The 22,194-nt window shown below is 62.4% G+C and carries 20 protein-coding genes; 13 read left to right on the top strand and 7 right to left on the bottom strand.

Features of this window, described 5'->3' with window-relative positions; translation table 11 throughout:
- Window positions 1-90 precede the first annotated feature (90 nt).
- Both MUY21_RS13170 and MUY21_RS13165 read left to right on the top strand, forming a co-directional pair.
- Window positions 91-2,892: a glutamine-synthetase adenylyltransferase gene (locus MUY21_RS13170; RefSeq protein ID WP_248410812.1), complete on the top strand. Its 2,802-nt coding sequence runs from the start codon at window positions 91-93 to the stop codon at window positions 2,890-2,892.
- Window positions 2,893-2,919: 27 nt separating this feature from the next.
- Entirely contained in the window at window positions 2,920-3,192 is a 273-nt protein-coding gene (locus tag MUY21_RS13165) for a hypothetical protein (RefSeq protein ID WP_248410811.1), read from the top strand.
- 86 nt (window positions 3,193-3,278) lie between these two features.
- On the opposite strand, the gene MUY21_RS13160 is transcribed toward MUY21_RS13165, so the two are convergent.
- From MUY21_RS13160 to cobA, 5 genes are all read right to left on the bottom strand, one after another.
- Entirely contained in the window at window positions 3,279-3,584 is a 306-nt protein-coding gene (locus tag MUY21_RS13160) for a hypothetical protein (protein WP_248410810.1), read from the bottom strand.
- 1 nt (window position 3,585) lies between these two features.
- Window positions 3,586-4,635: a phage minor head protein gene (locus MUY21_RS13155; protein WP_248410809.1), complete on the bottom strand. Its 1,050-nt coding sequence runs from the start codon at window positions 4,633-4,635 to the stop codon at window positions 3,586-3,588.
- A 165-nt stretch (window positions 4,636-4,800) separates the two neighbouring features.
- A complete protein-coding gene (locus tag MUY21_RS13150; RefSeq protein WP_248410808.1) occupies window positions 4,801-6,027 on the bottom strand; it encodes an MFS transporter in 1,227 nt (408 codons plus the stop codon).
- A gap of 79 nt (window positions 6,028-6,106) precedes the next feature.
- Entirely contained in the window at window positions 6,107-7,390 is a 1,284-nt protein-coding gene (locus MUY21_RS13145; RefSeq protein WP_248410807.1) for a cobyrinate a,c-diamide synthase, read from the bottom strand.
- Window positions 7,390-8,259 carry a uroporphyrinogen-III C-methyltransferase gene (cobA, locus tag MUY21_RS13140; protein ID WP_248410806.1) on the bottom strand — a complete coding sequence of 290 codons (870 nt, stop codon included), beginning with the start codon at window positions 8,257-8,259 and terminating at the stop codon, window positions 7,390-7,392. Before cobA ends, MUY21_RS13145 begins: the two co-directional genes overlap by 1 nt.
- 97 nt (window positions 8,260-8,356) lie before the next feature.
- Between cobA and MUY21_RS13135 the strand changes: the two genes are divergently transcribed.
- The 9 genes from MUY21_RS13135 (at window position 8,357) to pgi (ending at window position 17,102) form a co-directional block, all read left to right on the top strand.
- Window positions 8,357-9,409 (top strand): cobalt-precorrin-5B (C(1))-methyltransferase, encoded by a 1,053-nt coding sequence (locus MUY21_RS13135; protein ID WP_248410805.1) that lies wholly within the window; start codon window positions 8,357-8,359, stop codon window positions 9,407-9,409.
- Window positions 9,406-10,137 carry a precorrin-6A/cobalt-precorrin-6A reductase gene (locus MUY21_RS13130; RefSeq protein ID WP_248410804.1) on the top strand — a complete coding sequence of 244 codons (732 nt, stop codon included), beginning with the start codon at window positions 9,406-9,408 and terminating at the stop codon, window positions 10,135-10,137. The genes MUY21_RS13135 and MUY21_RS13130 overlap by 4 nt, the downstream gene beginning before the upstream one ends.
- Window positions 10,113-10,751 carry a DNA-3-methyladenine glycosylase 2 family protein gene (locus MUY21_RS13125; protein ID WP_248410803.1) on the top strand — a complete coding sequence of 213 codons (639 nt, stop codon included), beginning with the start codon at window positions 10,113-10,115 and terminating at the stop codon, window positions 10,749-10,751. Before MUY21_RS13130 ends, MUY21_RS13125 begins: the two co-directional genes overlap by 25 nt.
- Window positions 10,751-11,431, top strand: coding sequence for an alpha/beta fold hydrolase (locus MUY21_RS13120; protein WP_248410802.1), 681 nt, complete (start codon window positions 10,751-10,753; stop codon window positions 11,429-11,431). The genes MUY21_RS13125 and MUY21_RS13120 overlap by 1 nt, the downstream gene beginning before the upstream one ends.
- A 180-nt stretch (window positions 11,432-11,611) precedes the next feature.
- Window positions 11,612-12,196: an HNH endonuclease gene (locus tag MUY21_RS13115; RefSeq protein ID WP_248410801.1), complete on the top strand. Its 585-nt coding sequence runs from the start codon at window positions 11,612-11,614 to the stop codon at window positions 12,194-12,196.
- A gap of 50 nt (window positions 12,197-12,246) precedes the next feature.
- The gene (speB, locus tag MUY21_RS13110) at window positions 12,247-13,197 is read left to right on the top strand and encodes an agmatinase (protein ID WP_248410800.1); all 951 of its coding nucleotides are present in this window, start codon (window positions 12,247-12,249) and stop codon (window positions 13,195-13,197) included.
- A 117-nt stretch (window positions 13,198-13,314) separates the two neighbouring features.
- Window positions 13,315-14,769 carry a glucose-6-phosphate dehydrogenase gene (gene zwf / locus MUY21_RS13105; RefSeq protein WP_248410799.1) on the top strand — a complete coding sequence of 485 codons (1,455 nt, stop codon included), beginning with the start codon at window positions 13,315-13,317 and terminating at the stop codon, window positions 14,767-14,769.
- Window positions 14,766-15,440 (top strand): 6-phosphogluconolactonase, encoded by a 675-nt coding sequence (gene pgl / locus MUY21_RS13100; RefSeq protein WP_248410798.1) that lies wholly within the window; start codon window positions 14,766-14,768, stop codon window positions 15,438-15,440. Before zwf ends, pgl begins: the two co-directional genes overlap by 4 nt.
- 30 nt (window positions 15,441-15,470) lie before the next feature.
- The gene (gene pgi, locus MUY21_RS13095; protein ID WP_248410797.1) at window positions 15,471-17,102 is read left to right on the top strand and encodes a glucose-6-phosphate isomerase; all 1,632 of its coding nucleotides are present in this window, start codon (window positions 15,471-15,473) and stop codon (window positions 17,100-17,102) included.
- Window positions 17,103-17,141: 39 nt separating this feature from the next.
- Here the strand turns inward: pgi and MUY21_RS13090 are convergent, their stop codons facing one another.
- Window positions 17,142-18,101, bottom strand: a complete 960-nt coding sequence (locus tag MUY21_RS13090) for an alpha/beta hydrolase (RefSeq protein ID WP_248410796.1) — start codon at window positions 18,099-18,101, stop codon at window positions 17,142-17,144.
- Window positions 18,102-18,121: 20 nt separating this feature from the next.
- The gene (locus MUY21_RS13085) at window positions 18,122-18,412 is read right to left on the bottom strand and encodes an SCP2 sterol-binding domain-containing protein (protein ID WP_248410795.1); all 291 of its coding nucleotides are present in this window, start codon (window positions 18,410-18,412) and stop codon (window positions 18,122-18,124) included.
- Window positions 18,413-18,611: 199 nt separating this feature from the next.
- Between MUY21_RS13085 and MUY21_RS13080 the strand changes: the two genes are divergently transcribed.
- Window positions 18,612-19,217, top strand: a complete 606-nt coding sequence (locus tag MUY21_RS13080) for a tetratricopeptide repeat protein (protein ID WP_248410794.1) — start codon at window positions 18,612-18,614, stop codon at window positions 19,215-19,217.
- A 50-nt stretch (window positions 19,218-19,267) separates the two neighbouring features.
- Window positions 19,268-22,162: a helicase-related protein gene (locus tag MUY21_RS13075; protein ID WP_248410793.1), complete on the top strand. Its 2,895-nt coding sequence runs from the start codon at window positions 19,268-19,270 to the stop codon at window positions 22,160-22,162.
- The last annotated feature ends 32 nt before the right edge of the window (window positions 22,163-22,194 follow it).

Genomic DNA, 22,194 nt, shown 5'->3' with positions numbered 1-22,194 from the left:
AATGCACGATCAGCACAAGCCGGGGGTATTGTTGCCGCACCGGGATCGACGCCAGTTGACCCGCCCCGGTCGGCAGCGCAATTTGCGGCCATGACGCATTCGCCCTTTGCCACCCGCATCACCCGTTGTCCGATTCCGTTCGAGGTCGAACCGGCAAACGAGATCGACACCCTGTTTGCCGACCAGCCGTCAGACATACGGGCGGTGCTGTCTGGCGCGGCAGGCTGTGCGCCGTATCTGAAAGGGTTGATGGAGAAACAGGCCGACTGGCTGCGCGACGCCTTGTCCCGCGCGCCCGAGGATGCGATCGCGACGGTTCTGGCGGACCTGTCACCTTTTGCGGACAAGGACAGCGCCCTGCGGACCAGCCTGCGCATCGCCAAGCAGCGCATCGCGCTTTTGGCCGGGCTGGCCGATCTGGCCGGGGTGTTCACGCTTGAAGACGTGACAGGCGCACTGACCGATCTGGCGGACATGGCCACCAACACCGCCATGCAGTTTCAGGTGGCGCAGGAAATCCGACGCGGCAAGCTGCCGGGCATGACCGAGGACCACATCGCCACCGCCGGTGGCATGGTCGCCATGGCGATGGGCAAGATGGGCGCGTTTGAGCTGAATTACAGCTCGGATATCGACCTGATCATGCTGTTTGATGACAGCAAATTCGAGGGGGCGGACTTTCACGATGCCCGCGCCAGCCACATCCGTGCCACCCGGAAGATGAGCGCGATGCTCTCAGAGCTCACCGCCGATGGCTATGTGTTCCGCACTGATCTGCGCCTGCGCCCCGATCCGGCGGTGACGCCGGTCTGCGTCTCGATGGAGGCTGCCGAACGGTATTATGAAAGCCTTGGCCGCACGTGGGAGCGCGCCGCTCATATCAAGGCGCGTCCGTGCGGCGGGGATATTGCTGCGGGCGAGGCTTATCTGACCCGTTTGCGCCCGTTCATCTGGCGCAAGCATCTGGATTTTGCCGCCATTCAGGACGCCCATGACATGCGCCTGCGGATCCGCGAACACAAAGGCCTGTATGGTGACATCACCTTGCCAAGCCATGACATGAAGCTGGGGCGCGGCGGCATCCGCGAGATCGAGTTCTTCACCCAGACCCGCCAGATCATCGCGGGTGGGCGCGACGAAGACCTGCGCGTTCGTGGCACCGTGGATGGGTTGGCGGCGTTGGCGGACAAAGGGTGGATCCCCACCGATGTGGCCGGGACCCTGACCGATCACTACCGCTTCCACCGCGAGGTCGAACACCGGGTGCAGATGATGCGGGACGCCCAGACGCACAAGCTGCCATCGACCGATGAGGGGTTCGACCGGCTGGCGCGCATGATGGGGGAAGGCGATACCGAGGCGCTGAAAGCGCGCATTCATGACGCCCTGTCCGAAGTGCATACGGTGACGGAAAGCTTCTTTGCCCCCGACGGCTCTGCCGCCGACACGCGCGAGCTGGACGAAACCGAAGCCGAGATTGTGCGCCGCTGGGAAAGTTATCCCTGCCTGCGCTCGGCCCGCGCGGTCGAAATCTTCAACCGGCTGAAACCGGACCTGCTGGCCCGACTTGCCGAGGCCCCGCGGCCGCATGACGCGCTGATCCATTTCGACGGCTTCCTGTCGCGTCTGCCCGCCGGTGTGCAACTGTTTTCCCTGTTCGAAGCCAACCCGACATTGGTAGACTTGATCATCGATATCGCGGCCACGGCACCAGCTCTGGCGGCGTATCTGGGGCACAATGCACAGGTGTTGGATGCGGTGATCGGCGGCGGATTTTTCGAAGACTGGCCGGGGGCCGAAGCGCTTCAGGCACAACTGGAAGACCGATTGCAGGACTGGCCGGATTACGAAGCACGATTGGATGGCACCCGGCGCTGGATGAAGGAATGGCATTTCCGCGTGGGTGTGCATCTGTTGCGCGGGCTGATCACGGCGCGCGAGTCAGGCACGCAATACAGCGATCTGGCGGACGCGGTGATCCGCGCGATATGGCCGGTGGTGGTCGAGAATTTCGCGGCCAAACACGGCGACCCGCCGGGCGCGGGGGCGGCGATCATCGGTATGGGATCACTGGGCGCGCGCAGCCTGACGGCAACCTCGGACCTTGACCTGATCGTGATCTACGACCCCCAGGGCGAAGAGATGTCCGACGGCCGCCGTCCCCTGGCCACCCGCACCTACTATGCCCGCCTGACACAGGCCTTCCTGACCGCCCTGTCCGCGCCAATGGCCGAGGGGCGGCTTTACGAGGTCGACATGCGCCTGCGCCCCTCGGGCCGTCAGGGGCCGGTCGCAACCTCGATTGACAGCTTCCGTGCCTATCAGCGCGACGAGGCCTGGACCTGGGAACATCTGGCGCTGACCCGCGCGCGTGTCGTGACCGGCCCGGACAGCGTGGCCCGGGCCTATGACGCGGCCCGCGCCGAGGTCATGGCCTTTGACCGCTACCCGGCAAAGGTGGTGGCGGACGTGATCGACATGCGGGGCCGCATTGCCGAGGCAAAAACCGGCGGTGGCGCGCTGGATGCCAAGCTGGGCGTCGGGCATTTGCAGGACGTGGAACTGGTCGCGCAGGCGGCGGCCCTTTTGTCTCACGACACCGCGCGCGACCCGGCCGCGCAGATCGAACAGGGCGTGGCGCTTGGCTGGTTCACGCCCGCACAGGGGCAGGCGATGGCCGACAGCCACGATTTGATGTGGCGGCTTCAGGCGGTGTCGAAACTGTTGTCCGATGATCCATTGGACCTTGACGCGCTGGGGAAGGGCGGTCAGGACTTACTTATGCGCGAGACCGGTGCCGAAAGTGAGGCGGCGCTGGTCAAGGAACTGGAGACCAGGGCAAGGGCCGCCGCCCGCGCCATAGACGAGGTGCTGGCGTCACCCCCGAACTGATTACGGGTCGCCACACCGGGGGGCAACATGACCGACCTCATCAAAGCCATCGACCCGCGCGGCCTGATCCGCGAAAGCTACCGCATTGACGGCATCCGGATCGAGGAATGCCGCTCCATCTTCCTGGACTGGGCGCTGTTCGACGACCACGAGATGCCGCAGGCCGAGCGGATCAAGACCCTGCTGACCCATTTTGGTGCCGACGCGCCGGAGCACCCGATGACCGAGGTGATGAAACTGGCGCTGGAGGAGGCGACGGCACCCAAGCGGCGTGGGGGGCGCAAAGGACGGGTGGGGTGAGCAGAAGGCTGCTTTGCGGGACGGAGCGAGCTTTCGCTGCGACTGCGCCAATGGCTGCATTTGGAGTTCCTTCGTTCAAAAGCGGCCTAAGATAGCGAAGCCGCCCAGTCCACAAAGTCTTTGAGCAGGAAACGAACACCCTCATCTGGAATAACCCAGTCGGCCTTGGATTCATTGAACCAGAGTGTGCCTAGATCCGCCTCGTTATCAGCCAAGAGTTCCTTACCATACTTGGCCAGTTCCCGGACGGCTTGATCACCGTATCCCTGCCGAAAATCCTTATAAATCTCATAACGCACACCGGACCTGTCAGAATCCCATCCCGGATAGACAAGGTCTAAGTCCTGGTGAAGCTGCAGCGTAAAGTCATAAAAGGACTGTGGTGGCTTCATGTCAGTCTCTCCTTGGATACGAAGTGATAATGATAAAGCCATCGGGCATATCTGGGGCGTGCTCAATAACAGTTCCGATGCCGAACGTCTGTCGAAGAATTACGGGAGATGAGCGTCGTTGGGTCATTCGGAACGCCTCCGTTCCTGTCGGCGAAGAGAATTCGCTTGTTAAGAACGCCCTTTTTCTTCTTCCGCTAACAACGTCTTCGACCACGGCAGCATTGTTAGCAAGGTTGGAATTCGTCAACTTGCGTGCAGCTTCAAGCGATGGAAATGACCCGTGGCGATAGCGGTAAAGGCTGAGAAATGGGGAGCTAGCGCGTGGGGTTGTGACAGACCTGAGCAGGAAGTCGTCGCTCCTTCCAACATGTTGAGCGATGGTATGCCCGCCGCGAGCTTCATGCTCCAATAAATCTTGTAGGGGAACACTGTCGTCAAAATCCGCTAGTACTACAACGCTTTGATGGGCTGGCGCAATGGGTTCCGCATAGCACCTACAGTTATGTGCTTCGCCAGGATGCCCGCCCGCCGGGGGATCATCCCAACGAAACACTTGGTCGTCATGTTCTGCATGGCCATCACGCACTTTAGTGTCGTCTTGTGAGCGCCAAGTATACTGCTCAATACCAAGGTCTTCTTGTCGGAGCTGGTTGATCAGACCAGCAAACGCCCGCAGCAAGCGTTCTTCCATGGCCGAGCGCAGCGGTCTCAATCGCTGTGGGTGGTTTTGGTATTCATTGAATATGTTCTCAAGTCGCGTGTCCCATGCGATTAGCGCTTTTTCTTTGGCGTCTGACACGTCCCTTAGATCAGCCTCGATCACGTTCGGCACTGTATCTGGGGGCGTCAAAGCATTCAGCAACATCCGGGCATTTTCGGCAGCCGCTTGATCTAGACGGTTGCTAAAGTCGGCCCGTAGAGCAGAGTAGCTCGGGATAGTTGACTTGAGAGAAAGTGTCAGATTTTGGCCAATGGTTCTTCCATGCCGCTGCGACAGGACGTATTGGCCACTACCGCCATGCCTTAGGAAGTCACTGAATTTCTGTTGCATCGACACTCCGCGCAATGGTTTAGCAAGACTTACTGCAAAATGATTAACGAAAACTGCTCTCTGCGTTCTATGAGCAGTTCGATAGCGCAACGTGGCTGCAACTTGGAAGCAGTCGTTCGATTATGGCGCAGCATCTGGTACTTCGGGCTCTGAGCCGACATCCCCTCACACCACATCCTCCTGCGGCCGCAGCATCAGCCAGATCAGCGACGCACCCGCCAGCGCCAGGAACGGCACCATGGCGATGTTGACGGCGTTCCAGCCCTCGACCGTCGAGCCGCCTGAGCAGTTCATCAGCCCGCCTGACGCCAGCGACGCGATGGTCACGCAGCCGAAGACGATCATGTCGTTCATGCCCTGCACGCGGCCACGTTCCTCGGGCGCGTGGGCGCCTGCGAGCATCGAGGTGGCGCCGATGAAGCCGAAATTCCAGCCGATGCCCAGAAGGATCAGGGCGATGAAGAAGTTCTCCAACTCGACCCCCTGCAGGGCGACAACGCCGGCAAAGCCAAGGATGGCCAGCCCGGTGGCGATCACCTTGCGGGTGCCGAAGCGCGCGATCAGGTGACCGGTGAAGAAGCTGGGCACGAACATCGCCAGCACGTGGGCGGTGACGACATTGCCCGCCATGTCGGTCTCAAACCCGCAGCCGACCACCGCCAAGGGGGTCGAGGTCATGACAAGGTTCATCAGCGCGTAAGAGACCATGCCGCAGATGATTGCCACCGCAATCACCGGGTCGCGCAGAAGCTCGCGCCTTGTGCGGCCCTTGGGATCGTCAGCCGTGGGTTTGGGCGGTTTGGGAATGTCCAGCCCAAGGAACAGAAACGCACCCAGAATGTTGATCGCGATGATGGTCAAATAGGCGCCCAGAAACGGCACCACCAGCATGTCATTGGTGGCATTGAACAATTGCGGGCCGATGATCGCCGAGGCCAGCCCCCCCGCCATCACATAGGATATCGCCTTGGGCCGGAAGGCGGGCGAGGCCGTGTCGGCGGCGGCAAAGCGATAGAACCCCTGTGCCGACTGATACAGCCCCATCAGGAAGGACCCGATCAGGAAGATGGTGAAATCCGCCTGTGTCAGGGCATAGGCGCTGATCGCGGCGCCCAGCGATCCGCCCAGTGTGCCCAGCCAGAAGCCCACGCGCCGCCCGAAGGTCTGCATCACCCAGGCCACCGGGTTGGCAAACACCATCGAGCCACCCACCATCAGCGAAATCGGCAGCGTCGCCCAGCAGGGGTTCGACGCGAGCGATTGCCCGGCCAGCCCCGCCATGGTGAAGATCATCGGCATTTGCGATCCCAGGATGGCTTGCGCCAGCACCAGGATGGTCACATTGCGCTTGGCGCGGGCGTCGTCGGTCGGGGTCAGGGTCGCGTCACTCATGCGCATATGCGTATCTGTGAGCGGGAGATTTGACCAGACGGAAAAAACCGCGCCGGACGCGGCATTTGATCGCCCTTGGTCAGGCGCGGTCAATCAGATGGGCAAAGCTGCCGGAGACATGGCCCCGGATCAGCCCCATGGGGGGCAGGGCGTTGCCTTCGGCGTCACAGGCGATGAACAGCGGCGTTCCCTCGGCCCGCAGGGTGGTGACGTAATGAAACTCATGCGCCGTCCAATCGCCCGCGAACGGGCCGTGCGTGGCGGTCAGCGACCGATACCCCAGATGCAGCTTGCGCGTTGCAAAGCTGGTTTCCAGGTCCAACAGCCCCAGCATTTCGTGCTTGTTTCCGTCTTTGTCGGTGATCGCGTGGCCCAGCACCATGTAGCCCCCGCATTCGCCATAGATCGGGCAGGTCGCGGCGCGCATTCCGGCCCTGAACGTCCGGGCTGTGGCGAGTGTTTCGGTGTGCAGTTCGGGATACCCGCCGGGCAGGAAGATGAAATCCGCGGTTGGGTCCGGGGTTTCATCGGAAAGCGGCGAAAACGGCAGGATCACCGCACCCTCTGCCTGCCAGTCGGCCAGAATATGCGGATAGGCGAAGGCGAAGGCGCGGTCCGACGCGATGGCGATCCGCTTTCCGGGCGCGGATACTTGCGGGCCGGTTTGTGCCAGCGCCGGGATCGGTTCCGCCAGTTCTGTCAAAGCGTCAAGGTCGATCGCAGCCTCGACCGCGTCGGCCACGCGGTTCAGATAGGCCTGCAGGTCAGGGTGCTCGCCCGCCTGCACCAGTCCCAGATGGCGCGACGGATGCTCCATCCCCGCTTGCCGATGCACGGTGCCCAGCACCGGGATCCGGCTGTCTTTCAAGGCAGAACGCAGCATCGTTTCATGGCGCGGACTGCCGACATTGTTCAGGATCACCCCCGCCAGGTGCACATCCCTGTCATGGGCGGCGAAGCCCGCGACCAGCGGCGTGACCGAATGGGCCAGTCTCGCGCAATCGACGACCATCACGACGGGCAAGCCAAGCTGGCGCGCCAGATCCGCTGTGGCGCCGCGCCCGTCCGGTGGTGCTCCATCGAACAACCCCATCGCGCCTTCGATCAACAAAAGGTCTGCGCCAGAAGTGGCGAGGTTTTGGATCCGAGACGGCTGCATCGCCCAGGCGTCTAGGTTGGGGCAGTCGCGCCCGCAGGCGGCGACGTGGAAGCGTGGGTCGATATAGTCGGGTCCGGATTTCGCACCGCTCACGTCCACACCCCGGCGCGACAAGGCGCGCAGAAGGCCGAGCGTCAGTGTGGTCTTGCCGCTGCCCGAGGATGGCGCGGAGAGGATCAGACCCCTCTGACCCAAGCAGGTCATCAGCGATCCTCGGCCGGGCGGCCACGGCCCAGCGGGTCGGTGTTGCGCGGGGCCATCCCGGCCGCCAGCGCCTGCCAGTCCAGCGCCTGACGCATCAGAACGGCACGGCCGACGCAGATGATCGCAGGGGCTTCGATGCCATCACGCGCGGCGTCCTCGACACAGGTGCCAAGGGTGGTTTCCAGAACGCGTTGATCGGGCGTGGTCGCGTTTGAGGTGATGGCGACGGGTTCATCCACGGGGCGCCCAGCCTCCATCAGCGCGGCACGAATCCGGTCCAGATGCTTCATGCCCATATAGATCACGATCACCTGCGAGCCGCGGGCAATCGCGGCCCAGTCCAGCGAACCGGGCGTGTCGCCCGACTGATCATGGCCTGTCACGAAGGTCACCGATTGGTTCACGTCGCGATGAGTCACCGGGATGCCCGCATAGGCCAGCCCGCCGATCCCCGCCGAAATGCCGGGAATGATGCGGATCGGCACGCCATGTTGAACGAGCGTCTGGCCTTCCTCACCACCACGTCCGAACACAAAAGGATCGCCGCCTTTCAGGCGCAACACTTTCTTGCCCGCACGCGCCAGATCGACCAGTTGTAACGAGATGTCGCGCTGTTTGGCCGACGGTTTCCCGCCGCGCTTGCCTGCATAGATGACCTCGGTCTCAGGTCGCGCCCAGGACAGGATTTCGGGCGCAACCAGCGCGTCATGCACAATCACATCCGCTTGTGACAGTGCATTGACCGCATGGATGGTCAACAGCCCGGGATCTCCGGGACCGGCACCCACCAGCCATACCCAACCGGGCTGCATCTGCGGCCAGTCTGTGCCCGGCAGGCGGGGCAGGGTGTATTGATGCGAGTCGGTCATTCGCTTCTTATGCACCGGGGCGCGAGGGACGAAAAGCGCCGATGCGACCTCAATCGGTGGATTGGCGGCGCTGCGACCTCGGCCTATAGTCGGCGCGATGACCAGTGATTTGCCCTCAAAACTCCGACGCGGCTGGACCACGGGCGCCTGCGCGACCGCAGCGGTGAAAGCCGCGCTTGAGGGGCTGTGGGGGGGCGGTGTGCCGGATCGCGTGACGATCACCCTACCCAGAGGCGAAACACCGACATTTGTCGTCGAAGAGGCTGGGCAGGCAGACAGCTGGGCCGAGGCCGCGATCATCAAGGACGCGGGCGATGACCCGGACGTGACCCATGGCGCCCTGATCCGCGCGCGGGTCGCCACCGGCCGGGCCGGGCAGGGTATCCGCTTTCTGGCAGGCGATGGCGTGGGTATCGTGACCAAGCCCGGCCTGCCGATCCCGCCGGGCGAGCCCGCGATCAACCCCGTGCCGCGCCAGATGATGAAAGGGGTTGTCCACGAAGCGGCAGAGACGTTCGGGAAAAGCCCTGATCTGGATGTGACGATTTCTGTGAGGAATGGCGCGCAACTGGCAGAAAAGACATGGAATCCGCGTTTGGGGATCAAGGGCGGCCTGTCGATCCTGGGCACCACGGGCATCGTGCGCCCGTTTTCCTGTGCGGCGTGGATCGCCTCGATCCATCGGGGCATCGACGTGGCCCGCGCCGAGGGGCTGACCCATGTGGCGGGCTGCACCGGCGCGACCTCGGAACGGGTCGTGCAGGCGCTTTATAGCCTACCGGATGGGGCCATGCTTGATATGGGGGATTTTGTTGGGGGAATGTTGAAATACCTTGCGCGCCATCCGATCCGGCGCGCAACCATCGGTGGAGGCATTGGTAAATTGACGAAACTGGCCCAAGGCGCGCGCGACCTGCATTCAGGCCGCAGTCAGGTGGATTTCCACCAGCTTTCTGACTGGTTGGGGGATCCAGAGGTCGATAGCATGAATACTGCCCTGGAAGCATATGAAAAACATGGAAAAAGAATGTCTGATGTGATCGTGGAACGGGCCCGGGATGAAGCTGTCAAGATGCTGCGGGAGGCCGATATAAGACTTGATGTCGTGATGATTGACCGAAGCGGCACCGTGATCGGACGGGCGTCGTGAAACTCCTTCTGCTGGCAGGGACGCAGGAAGCGCGGGCAATCGCGGACCGATTGGCCGCAGAGGGGATTGACGCCATGGCGTCATTGGCCGGTGTCACGGACGAACCCAGATTGTTCCCCATTCAGACGCGCAGGGGCGGGTTCGGAGGTGAAGAGGCGCAGGAGCGCTATCTGAAAGACGGTAAATTCGACACGGTGATTGACGCAACCCACCCGTTCGCGACCCGGATTTCCAGTCGGACGCTGTCCATCGCGCGGCGGCTCGGGCTGCGGTATCTTCGCGTTTTGCGCCCTGCCTGGCGGGCACAGGACGGCGATCTGTGGCATGCGGCGGCGGCCAGGGAAGACGTGGAAAGACTGGTTCCCAAGGGTGCCCGTGTTTTTCTGGCAACCGGCGCGCAATCCATTGATGAATGGTCCGAATTTGCCAAGGACAGGACGCTGTTCTGCAGGCGCGTGGATCGGACCGATGATCCGTTTCCCTATGACGGCAGCTGGATCATCGGGCAGCCGCCTTTCGTGCTGGCTTATGAGATGCGACTGCTTAAAACCTATGCAATTGATTGGGTTGTGGCGCGTAATTCAGGCGGGCCGACACGTGCGAAACTGGATGCTGCCCGCGCCTTGGGGCGCCCCGTTGCGTTGCTGGATCGCCCGGCGATGCAAGATTGTGACCATGTGGAAACCCCGGATGAGGCGCTGGCGTGGCTGACCAAACAGACCGCCTGATCCACGGGCCGGATTGCCTGCGCGAAGGGGCGAAATGGCTCTGTGCGGCAGAGCCTGCCTTTCAACTTGTGCACAATCAGATAGACGACATTCCGCTGCGCCTGCGCGATGACGGGTTCGGGGCCCTGATGTTTGCCATCGTGGGGCAACAGGTCTCGACCGCGTCAGCCACTGCGATCTGGGCGCGGGTCGAAGGCGCGGGCATGGTGACGCCGGACGCGGTTGCCTCTGCAAGCGCCGATGATTTGGCCGCCTTGGGCCTGTCACGCCCTAAGATCCGCTATGCGCATGCGTTGGCGGGGGCGGGGATCGACTATCCCGCTTTGCGCAGGATGTCGTCGGATCAGGTGATCACCACGCTGACCGCCGTGCCGGGAATCGGGACATGGACGGCCGAGATCTATGCGCTGTTCGCGCTGGCGCGGGCGGATGTGTTTCCGGCGGGTGATCTGGCCCTCCAGGAAGCCGCAAGGCTGCTGTTCAACCTGCCCGCGCGCCCGGCGGAGAAAGAGATGCGGTCGCTTGCCGAAGCGTGGTCTCCGTGGAGAGGCGTTGCGGCCCGGCTGCTCTGGGCCTATTACCGACTGGAAAAGCAACGCGAAGGGATCCGCTGATGAACCGAATACTGGATGCGAAACGCCGCCCGGCGGCCTCGGGCAACACCAAATCGGTGGTGGTGTTCCTGCATGGCTATGGCGCGGACGGGGCCGACCTGTTGGGCCTGGCGGACCCGTTGTCGGAACATCTGCCGGATACGGTGTTCATCGCCCCCGACGCGCCCGAGAAATGCGCGGGCAATCCGTTCGGCTTTCAGTGGTTTCCCATTCCCTGGCTTGACGGCTCGTCGGAAGAAGACAGCATGAAAGGCGCCAATCAGGCCGCGCAGGACATCGACGCCTTTCTGGATCAGGTGCTTGAAGATGAGGGGATAAGCCCCGAGCAACTCATCGTTTTCGGCTTCTCTCAAGGCACCATGATGGCGTTGCGTGTGATCCCGCGCCGGGACGAACCGATTGCCGGGATCGTCGCGTTTTCGGGAAGGATGCTGGAGCCTGACCAGTTTGCCGATCACATCAAGTCCAAGCCGCCCGTGCTTTTGGTGCATGGCGATCAGGACGACATGGTGCCGCCGGGGCATTTCTCGGAAAGCGGCGAAATCCTTCAGGCCAACGGGTTCGAGACCTATGGTTTCATCATGAAAGGCACAGGCCACGGGATCGCGATGGACGGCTTGTCGGTCGCGCTGAGCTTTATACAGGACAAACTGGGCATCAAATCGGCCGCTAAGGAATAGTTTTTCCCCTCACATCGTCGTCATGCCGTTGTCATACCGCGACTTCATACTCGTGTTACCCCAACATGATGGGGCTTGTCAGGTTGATCATCCTATATATAGTCAACCTTAGAGCATGGGGCGGGCGTCCCCGCCCCGGTGGCCTGACCAAGGGCCAGTACGGGCGAGGATTGACGCGAGATGGATGGCGATTTCAGGACAGAGTTTGTGCGCGAAGGCGGCGGGGCCAGAACCAATGCAGCCCTTGTGCTCAATGCCGATTACCGGCCCCTGTCATACTACCCCTTGTCCCTGTGGCCCTGGCAGGAGGCGGTGAAAGCTGCCGTGCTGGACCGGGTCAACATATTGGCCGAATATGACGAGGTGGTCCGAAGCCCGTCGCTTGAGATACGGATCCCTTCGGTCGTTGTCCTGAAAGACTATGTCAAACCTCAAAAGCGCGTGGCCTTCACGCGCTTTAATCTTTTTTTGAGGGACGAATTCTGTTGCCAGTATTGCGGGGCCAAGGGGGATCTGACCTTTGATCATGTGGTGCCACGGGCCGCAGGTGGCGTGACCAGTTGGGAAAATGTCGTGGCCGCCTGCCAGAAATGCAACCTGCGCAAAGGGTCAAAGCCCCTGCGATTTTCCGGGCTGAACCTGCGCAAACCGCCGCGCCAGCCTGCCGCGGAAGAGCTGCGCAACATCGGGCGCAAGTTCCCGCCCGGCCATTTGCATGAAAGCTGGATGGACTTCCTCTATTGGGATGCGGAACTGGAGGCGTGACGGTGACCGCGCAAGGCGATAGCCTGCCTTCATGAAAAGGGAGCTTCGCCATGTCTGATCCGTTCTTCACACCGATTTCTGGATTCGATCTGCCGCGCTTTGCCGGTGTGCCGACCTTCATGCGTCTGCCACATGTCGATTTTGACCATCCCCGATTTCCCGACGTGCAGATCGGGCTGATTGGCGCGCCGTGGGATGGGGGCACGACGAACCGGCCAGGCCCGCGCCACGGCCCGCGACAATTGCGCGATATGTCCACCATGATCCGTGCGCAGAACGGGGCGACCGGCGCGCGACCGTTCGAGGCCGCGAACTGCGCCGATCTGGGTGATGTGGCCCCGAACCCCGCTGATCTGATGGACAGTTTGCAACGGATGGAGACGTTCTATGCGCGGGTGAGGGCGGCAAATGTCCGCCCGTTGACCGCCGGGGGTGACCACCTGTGCACCCTGCCGATTCTGCGAGCGTTGGCCAAGGATCGCCCCCTTGGCATGATCCACTTCGACAGCCATACGGACCTGTATCATTCCTATTTCGACGGCACCATGTACACGCACGGAACCCCTTTCCGCCGCGCGGTGGAGGAGGGGTTGCTGGATCCGCAGCGCGTGGTGATGATCGGCATTCGCGGCACCGCCTATGACAACGAGGACCGGGATTTCGCCGAAAGCGTCGGTATCCGGGTGATCCCGATCGAGGAGTTTCACACGCGCGGCGTTGCCGATGTGATGAGCGAGGCGCGCGATATTGCCGGGACGGGCGAGACCTATGTCAGCTATGATATCGATTTTGTGGACCCCGCCTTCGCCCCCGGCACAGGCACGCCCGAGGTGGGCGGCCCAAATTCATATCAGGCGATCGAGGTGGTGCGCGAGTTGCAAGGGGTGACGATCGTCGGGGCCGATCTGGTCGAGGTCTCGCCCCCCTTCGATGCCGCGGGTGCGACCGCCTATCTGGGGGCGTCGATCATGTTCGAACTTCTGTGCGTAATGACAGTCTGACCGCTCACGATCACCACTTTCGCTTGAGGTGGGGCCGATGAATGCTAGACTTCGCGGCACGGGATGTTTAGAAGCCGTGACAGAACCCGTTAGCGCTAACAGCAAATGGAGCAGCCCATGGTCTCGCGCGTCATTCCCGTCGATCCGTTCGATCTTGTGATTTTTGGGGGCACGGGTGATCTTGCCCGCCGGAAGATCTTGCCGGGGCTCTACCGGCGGCATCAGGATGGCCAGATGCCCGATGATGCGCGGATTATCGGGGCTGCACGGGGGGAAATGGACGCCGAAGGCTATCGCGTTTTTGTCGAAAATGCCGTGCGCGAGTTTGTGCCCAAAAAGAAATGTGATCCAAAGGATCTGAAAGGCTTTCTTGCACGTTTGAGCTTTGTTCAACTGGATGCGACGGGGACGCAGGGGTGGTCAGATCTGAACGCTGTTGTGCGACAGGACGTGGTGCAGGCCTTCTATTTCTCGGTCGGGCCAAGTCTGTTCGGGGCCATTGCCGAACGGCTGCACACCCATGGCATCGCCGGGCCCGAGGCGCGGATCGTCGTCGAAAAACCTTTCGGCCACGATCAGGCCAGCGCGCAGGCGCTGAACGATACTTTGGCGCAGCATTTTGCCGAACATCAGATCTATCGCATCGACCATTATCTGGGCAAGGAAACCGTGCAGAACCTGATGGCGCTGCGCTTTGGCAACATGCTGTTTGAACCGCTTTGGAACGCGCAATATGTGGATCACATCCAGATCACCGTGGCCGAAACCGTGGGCGTCGAAGGGCGCGGCAGTTATTATGACAGGTCGGGCGCGATGCGCGACATGGTGCAGAACCACCTGATGCAACTACTGTGCCTGACCGCGATGGAGCCGCCGTCAAAGTTTGAACCCAACGCGGTGCGCGACGAAAAGCTCAAGATCATCCGCGCGCTGGACCCGGTCGCCACCGATGACATCGTGCGCGGGCAGTATCGCGGCAGCAACACTGTGGCCTCGTATCTGGAAGATGCCGAAACCGATGCCAGCACGACCGAAAGTTTCGTGGCAATGAAGGTGCATATCTCGAACTGGCGCTGGAATGGCACGCCGTTCTATCTGCGCACCGGCAAACGGATGCGGGGGCGAATGTCGGAGATTGTCGTGCGCTTCAAGGAGCCACCGCATTCGATTTTCGAAGAAGACACTGGCCAGTCCGCCAACGAATTGTCTATCCGCCTGCAACCCAATGAAGGCATGGACCTGAAGGTCACGATCAAGGAGCCGGGACTGGGCGGGATGCGCCTGATTGATGTGCCGCTTGACATGACCTTCGCCGACGCCTTGGGGGAAGAGGCCGCCGATGCCCCGGACGCCTATGAGCGGCTGATCATGGATGTGATCCGCGGCAACCAGACCCTGTTCATGCGCGGCGACGAGGTCGAAGCCGCCTGGGCCTGGACCGATCCGATCATCGCCGGGTGGGAAGTTCGGGGCGACAAGCCCAAGCCCTATGACCCGTTCTCGACGGGGCCGGAAGAGGCGCTTATGCTGCTGCACAAGGATGGACGCCGCTGGAGGGAGATCCGCGAATGAAACTGGTCGAATATGCCGATCGCGACATGATGATGCTGGACCTTGCCGACAAGATCGCGTCCGAACTGGCGATGGCATTGGACCACGGGGACCGCGCCGCGCTGGCGGTGCCTGGCGGTTCTTCGCCCGGCCCGGTTTTTGAGGCCTTGTCGGGCGTCGATCTGGACTGGGGGCGGGTGGATGTGATGCTGACCGATGAACGCTGGGTGGCCGAGGATCATCCCCGGTCAAACACCGCGCTTCTGAAATCCCGCCTGCTGGTCGACAAGGCCGCTGCGGCGCGCCTGATCCCGCTTTACGGTGGCTCGGCGGCGCCCGAAGACTGTCTGAACACGCTGACAAAAGGGGTCGAGGATGCCCTGCCGCTGGCGGTTGCATTGCTGGGCATGGGCGAAGACATGCACACCGCCAGCCTGTTTCCCGGCGCCGATCGTCTGTCCGATGCCCTGTCGGCGAAGGCCCCGGTGCTTCTGCCCATGCGCGCCCCCGGTGCGGACGAACCACGCATCACCCTGACCGCACCGGTGCTGAACGGCGCCATGTCCAAGCATCTGCTGATCATGGGCGAAGGCAAGCGCGCCGCATTGGCGGCGGCGATGGATGCAGCCGATGCCCTTGACGCCCCGGTCAAGGCGGTTCTGGCCGATATGACGGTTCATTGGGCGGCCTGATCCGGGGCCAACAGTTTTTTGAGGAAAAGCATGAGTTTCAGCGATTTGAAAGCCTATCACGCGGCCTGTCGGACGCGCCGGATCGCGGATCTGTTTGACGATGAAAATCGGGCAAGGACGTTTTCAACACAGGCTTTGGGACTTGTTTTCGACTGGTCCAAGACCGCTCTTGATGACGAAGGCGTAGACCTTCTTCTGGCGCTGGCAGACGAAGCGCAGGTGACCACACGGCGGTCGGCCATGTTTTCGGGCGAAAAGATCAATCTGACCGAGGATCGCGCGGTCTTGCACGTGGCCCTGCGCGCCGGTGGCGACACCCGGATCGAGGTGGACGGGACCGATGTGATCCCCGCAGTGCACGAGACCCTGGCGCGGATGCGCGATTTCGCCTCTCGCCTGCGGTCGGGCCAGATCCGTGCGCCGGGGGGCGGGCGGTTTCGTGATGTGGTGAATATCGGCATCGGCGGGTCGGACCTTGGCCCGGCGATGGCGACGCTGGCCCTGTCGCCCTATCACGACGGGCCGCGTGTGCATTTCGTCTCGAATGTCGATGAGGCGCAGATCGCGGATGTGCTGGCGCCGCTCAACCCGTCGGAAACGCTGGTGATCGTGGCGTCCAAGACCTTCACCACCATTGAAACCATGACCAACGCCGCCACCGCGCGCGACTGGCTGGCGCGCGAGGTGGGGCAGGCTTCGGTGGGGCTGCATTTCGCCGCACTGTCGTCAAATCTGGAAAGGACGACCGAATGGGGCATCGCGGATGAGCGTGTTTTCGGGTTCGAAGACTGGGTTGGAGGACGTTACTCCATGTGGGGGCCGATCGGGCTGTCCCTGATGATCGCGATTGGCCCGGACCGGTTTGATCAGATGCTGGCGGGCGCACGGGCGATGGACGAACATTTCTGTCAGGCGCAGGGGCGTGGAAACATGCCCCTGATGCTGGCACTGGTGGGGATCTGGCACCGGCAGGTTTGCGGCTATCCGACCCGCGCGGTCTTGCCTTATGAACAACGGCTGGCGCGATTGCCCGCCTATCTTCAACAGTTGGAGATGGAGAGCAACGGCAAGCGCGTTGCCCTGGATGGCAGTCTGCTGGACGAGGTGTCAGGCCCCGTGGTCTGGGGCGAACCCGGCACCAACGGGCAGCATGCGTTTTATCAGCTGATCCATCAGGGAACGGATATCATCCCGTGCGAGTTCATGGTCGGCGCCTCGGGGCACGAGCCGGAACTGGACCACCAGCACCGGCTGCTGATGGCCAATTGTCTGGCGCAGTCTCAGGCGTTGATGCAAGGCCGATCGCTTGAGGAGGCGCGGCAGATGATGGCCGCGCAGGATTTCGAAGGGGATGAGCTGGAACGTCAGGCCGCGCATCGGGTGTTTCCGGGCAACCGGCCGTCAACCACGCTCTTGTATCCCAAGCTGACGCCCGAGGTGCTGGGTCAGATCATCGCGCTGTATGAACACCGGGTGTTTGTCGAAGGGGTGATCCTTGGTATCAACTCGTTCGACCAATGGGGGGTCGAACTGGGCAAGGAGCTTGCGGTGGCGTTGGAACCGGTCGTATCCGGCGTTACAGAGGGGTCAGAGTTGGATGGGTCCACCCGTGCCCTGGTCGCGCATCTTCAGGCGATGAAGAAAAGCCGCACCGTGACATAAGCCGCCACAGGTCCGCCGGGCAGAGAACGCGGGTCGGGATCAGGCGGCTGACGTGGCCATGCGCCCTTCGGCCAGTTCTTCAATCGAATCGTAAACCCGACCGCGCACCTCTGGCGCTTCCATGATTACTTCGTGTTCAAGCCCTTGCAGGACTTCCAGTCGCCCCTTCGGCCAGCGCGCCATCAGCGAATGAATGGGGGCGGGTTCGACGATGCGTTCATGCGTGCCCAGCCAGGTGACCGCAGGCAGGTTCGGGGCAGGCAGGCGGGACAGCGCCCGCATTTCGGACAGAGCCGCAAACAGCCAGCCTGCTGTCGGCCCGCCCAGCGTCAGTTCGGGATGCGCCTTTGCCTGCGCGCGCATCATGTCCCACATCTCGCGATTGGTGGTCAGCATATTGTCGTCAAAGGCTTCGGCCAGCACATAGGTCTGGCGCGCGGTGCCGGGGGACAGGGCCAGCTTCCACGGGCTGCGATGCAAGGCCCAGGAAAAGCCCCATGCCAGCGGGCGAACGGGTTTGGACATCACGATGCCCCACATCGGCGCACTGAAACAGGCCCCGACCACATCCAGCCCGTTGTGCAGCGCGCGCAACCCGATGCAACCGCCCATCGAATGAGCCAGAAGCGTGAAGGGGCGCGGCAGGTCAAGGTCGCCCGCCAGCGCCAGCATCTGGGTCAGGTCAAGCTGGTATTCGTCGAAATCATCGACATGCCCCAGTGCGCGTTCATCATCAGGCCGATCGGCCAGCCCCTGTCCGCGCCAGTCGATGATCAGCGTGTCAAAACCACGTTCGGCCAGCTCAGCCGCTGTCAGGCCGTATTTTTCGATATATTCGGTGCGGCCGGGAAGCAGAAGGACAGTCCCACGCCCGGTCGTGCCCTCGTGCTTGGGCCAATGCGCCAGACGCACCCGCACACCGTCCGACGCCATGCGCCAGAAGGCGCGCCCATTGGGCGGCCCTTTGGCGATGTCATTGAACAGCGGGGCGTCTGACATTTCGTGTCCTTCCGGTGGCGTCAGGCCAGCGCCGCGCCAAGCTGCATCGCCAGGCCCATATTGCCGTCCACCGACAATTTGCCGGTCATAAAGGCCGTGGTCGGGTTTGTTTCGCCCGACAGCATCTCTTGAAACACATCGGTGTCGGCGGTCAGGGTGACGTCGGCTTCTTCATCGCCGGGGCGGGCGCCGTTGCTGTCGACCATGATCGCGCCTTCACCGTTCAGCACGAACTTCGCCGTTCCGCCGTCAAAGCCGCCATCCATCTTTTCGTTCAGGGCGGCCACTGCCGCATTGATCACATCGCTCACGTCATATCCTTTCTTTTGCTGCCCGCTTGGGCGTCAGTATCGCAGGGATGCTAACGCAGTGTTGACGCGGGCGTAAATCGCTTTTCGGTAAAGTGACGTTCGGGAAATTCGCCCGGGTGCAATGTTTCGCCGGCGACCAGGGTCGGTTCCGCACGCAAAAGTGTCTGCCGTCGGGGCGGGGTTCTGCTAGGATTGCGGCATGGCCCGCTCATGTCTCATTGCTGCGTCGATTCTTGCGCTTGCCGCTGGTCTGCCGATTTCGGCAGCCGCCCAGACGGCCGCGCCGTCGCCGGATGCGCCACGCGCCACGCAAAACATCACGCAGCCCGCGGCAGATCAACTGGAACATTTGTTTGCGCTGTTGGCCGAGGCGGATGACAGCAACTGGAAGGCGCTGGAAGAGGAAATCTGGGATCTCTGGTCGCGGTCCGGGTCGGATGCGTTCGACCTTCTGCTGGAACGCGGGCGCGATGCGATGGAGGCAGGTGACTTCGATGTGGCCATCGAACATCTGACCGCGCTGACCGATCACGCCCCCGGCTTTGCGGAAGGGTGGAACGCCCGTGCCACCGCCTTTTACCTGTCGGGGCGGTTGGGCCTGTCGCTGGACGATATCGCGCGTGTCCTGACGCTTGAGCCGCGCCATTTTTCGGCCTTGTCCGGCCTTGGGATGATCATGGAGGAGTTGGGCGACCCCCAAGCCGCGCTTGAAGCCTATCGCCATTCGCTTGCTATACATCCCCGCAATCCGCGCATAAAAGAAGCCGTCGAACGACTTGAAACCGCCGAGGGGCGGGATATCTGAGAGGCGGGCGCGGGCAATCGCGCCCACCGATACGGACGGAAGGGCAGAACATGGTCTCGGACAGCGCGCGGGGTGGCCCGCGGATCACTGCCGTGCTTGGCCCCACCAACACCGGCAAAACCCATTATGCTTTGGATCGGATGCTGGGCTATCGCTCCGGCGTCATCGGCCTGCCGCTGCGCCTTCTGGCGCGCGAGGTCTATGACAAACTGGTGGCCTTGCGTGGCCCCAACGCGGTTGCGCTGTTGACGGGCGAAGAACGTATCGTGCCGGAACGCGCGCAATACTGGGTCGCGACGGTCGAGGCGATGCCGCTGGGTCTTGGTGCGGATTTCGTGGCCATTGATGAGATACAGCTTTGCGCCGACCCGGAACGCGGCCATGTGTTCACCGACCGCCTGCTGCATATGCGCGGCACACAGGAAACGCTGTTCATGGGGTCCGACACGATGCGCGGCGCGATTGCGGCCTTGGTGCCCGAGGTGCAGTTTCTGTATCGCGAGCGGTTTTCCGAGCTGGTCCATGCCGGGTCGAAAAAACTTAGCCGGATGCCCGGACGGTCGGCCATCGTGGGGTTCTCGGTCGATAACCTCTATGCCATCGCCGAGTTGATGCGTCGCCAGAAGGGCGGGGTCGCTGTTGTGATGGGCGCGCTGTCGCCGCGGACACGCAATGCGCAGGTCGAGATGTATCAAAGCGGCGAGGTTGATTACCTGATCGCCACCGATGCCATCGGTATGGGGCTGAACCTTGATATCGACCATGTGGCGTTTTCGGCCCTGTCAAAATTCGACGGACACCGGATGCGTGATTTGGCCCCCAATGAACTGGCGCAGATCGCAGGGCGGGCAGGGCGCTATATGAAACATGGCTCGTTCGGGGTGACGGGCGAAGTCGCGCCACTGTCCGACGCAGTGGCCGAGGCGATCACATCGCATAGTTTCACGTCTATCCGCAAACTGTGCTGGCGCAATGCGGACTTGTCCTTTGGCAGCGTTCCGGCGCTTATCCGCTCGCTTGAAATGCCGACCACGAATGACCGCCTGACACGGGCGCGCGACGCCGATGATCTGGTCGCGCTGAAGATGCTGGCCGAAGACGCCGAGGTGGTTGCGCGCACGACCGACGCCCGCTCGGTCAGGTTGCTGTGGGACGTGTGCCGCCTGCCTGATTTTCGCGGCATCAGCCACGCCGAGCACGCCACGCTGATCACCAACCTGTTCAGCGATCTGCATCAACATGGGCGGGTGCGCGCCGACTGGTTCGCGCGTCAGGTGAAGCGTATTGACCGCACCGATGGCGATATTGATACCCTTTCCAAGCGTTTGGCATATATTCGTACATGGACATATGTTGCACAACGGGGCGATTGGCTGGATGATGTTGCCCATTGGCGCGGAGAGACTCGTGCTGTAGAAGATCGCCTGTCGGATGCGTTGCACAGCGCATTGACCAAAAGATTTGTAGATCGCCGCACATCCGTTTTGCTGCGGCGGTTGAAACAGAAGGAGAGCCTCGTGGCTGACGTGAATGACAAAGGTGAAGTGACCGTGGAAGGCCAGCATGTTGGCCGGCTGGAGGGGTTCCGGTTCAGCCAGGACACCGCCCAAAGCCCGGAAGAGGCGAAAACCCTTCGCGCGGCCAGTCTGAAGGCGCTGGCGCCGGAATTTCACCTGCGCGCCGACCGGTTCTATAACGCGCCGGATACCGAACTGGACTTCACCGAACAGGGTGGCCTGATGTGGGGCGAGCTGGCCGTGGGCAAGCTGGTCAAGGGCGAAGACGTGCGCAAGCCCCGCGTTCAAGCGTTTGTCGATGACGAAGCCGGAACGGATGTGGCCGAGAAGGTCACGCGCCGCTTGCAGCATTTCATCGACCGCAAGGTGCAGGCCCTGTTTGAACCTCTGTCCGCCATCGAAAAGGACGAAAGTCTGACCGGTCTGGCCCGCGGCTTTGGCTTCCGCATGATCGAGGCGCTGGGGATCATCCCCCGCGATCAGGTCGCGCAAGAGGTGAAAGACCTTGACCAAGACGCTCGCGCCGCGCTGCGCAAACACGGTGTTCGCTTTGGTCAGTTCACCATCTTCATGCCGCTGCTTCTGAAACCCGCGCCGACCCGGCTGCGACTGGTGCTGGACAGCCTGTTCAAGGATCTGGCCGAGTTTCCGGAATCGCCCCCGCCCGGTCTCGTCACCATCCCCGTGGTCGAAGGGGTGGACCCGTCTGCCTATATGCTGGCAGGCTATCGCCCCGCCGGGGCGCGCGCGATCCGCATCGACATGCTGGAACGGCTGGCTGACCAGTTGCGGGCCGAGGACAGCCGGGGCGGGTTCGAAGCCAAGGCCGATATGTTGTCGATCACCGGCATGACGCTTGAGCAATTCGCCGACCTGATGCAGGGGCTTGGCTACAAGGCTGAGAAGGGCGAGCGGGTGAAGGTCAAGGCGCCAGCGGCCGAGGCAGAGGCACAGGTGAAAGCCGACGGCGGAACACCGGACGAGGTGCCCGGCCAGACACCTGCGGAAACGCCGGTTCAGACCCCCACCGAAACCCCGACCCCGCCACCTGCCGAAGTGCCGGTCGAACAACCGGGCGAAACCCCGTCAGAACCTCCGGCGGAAGTGCCGGAGACTCCGACAGACAGTGCCGACGCGCAGACGGGCGAAGACACACCCGAACAGGAGGTCTTCTATACCTTCACCTGGGGTGGGTTTGCCCGTGCCCGTGGCGGCCCCCGTGGGGACCGCGCTGGCGGGGATCGCCCGCGCGGCAAACAAGGGGCGAAACCGGACGGCAGGAAGGGTGGCAAGCCGGGGCGCGGGGGACCGCGCAAAGGGCCGCGTGACAACAAGCCCAAAAGCTATCAGTCCGGTCCGAAAAAGGAAAAAGCCATTGACCCGGACAACCCCTTTGCCGCCCTTCTGGCCCTGAAGGAAAAGAACTGACCCGCGCAACCAGAACAGATCCATCCGCGCAG

Origin of the sequence: Aliiroseovarius sp. S2029 (assembly GCF_023195575.1) — a bacterium.
Lineage (GTDB): Bacteria > Pseudomonadota > Alphaproteobacteria > Rhodobacterales > Rhodobacteraceae > Aliiroseovarius > Aliiroseovarius zhejiangensis.
Note: the sequence above shows the minus strand (reverse complement) of the source record. Positions and strands in the feature narration are given on the sequence as shown.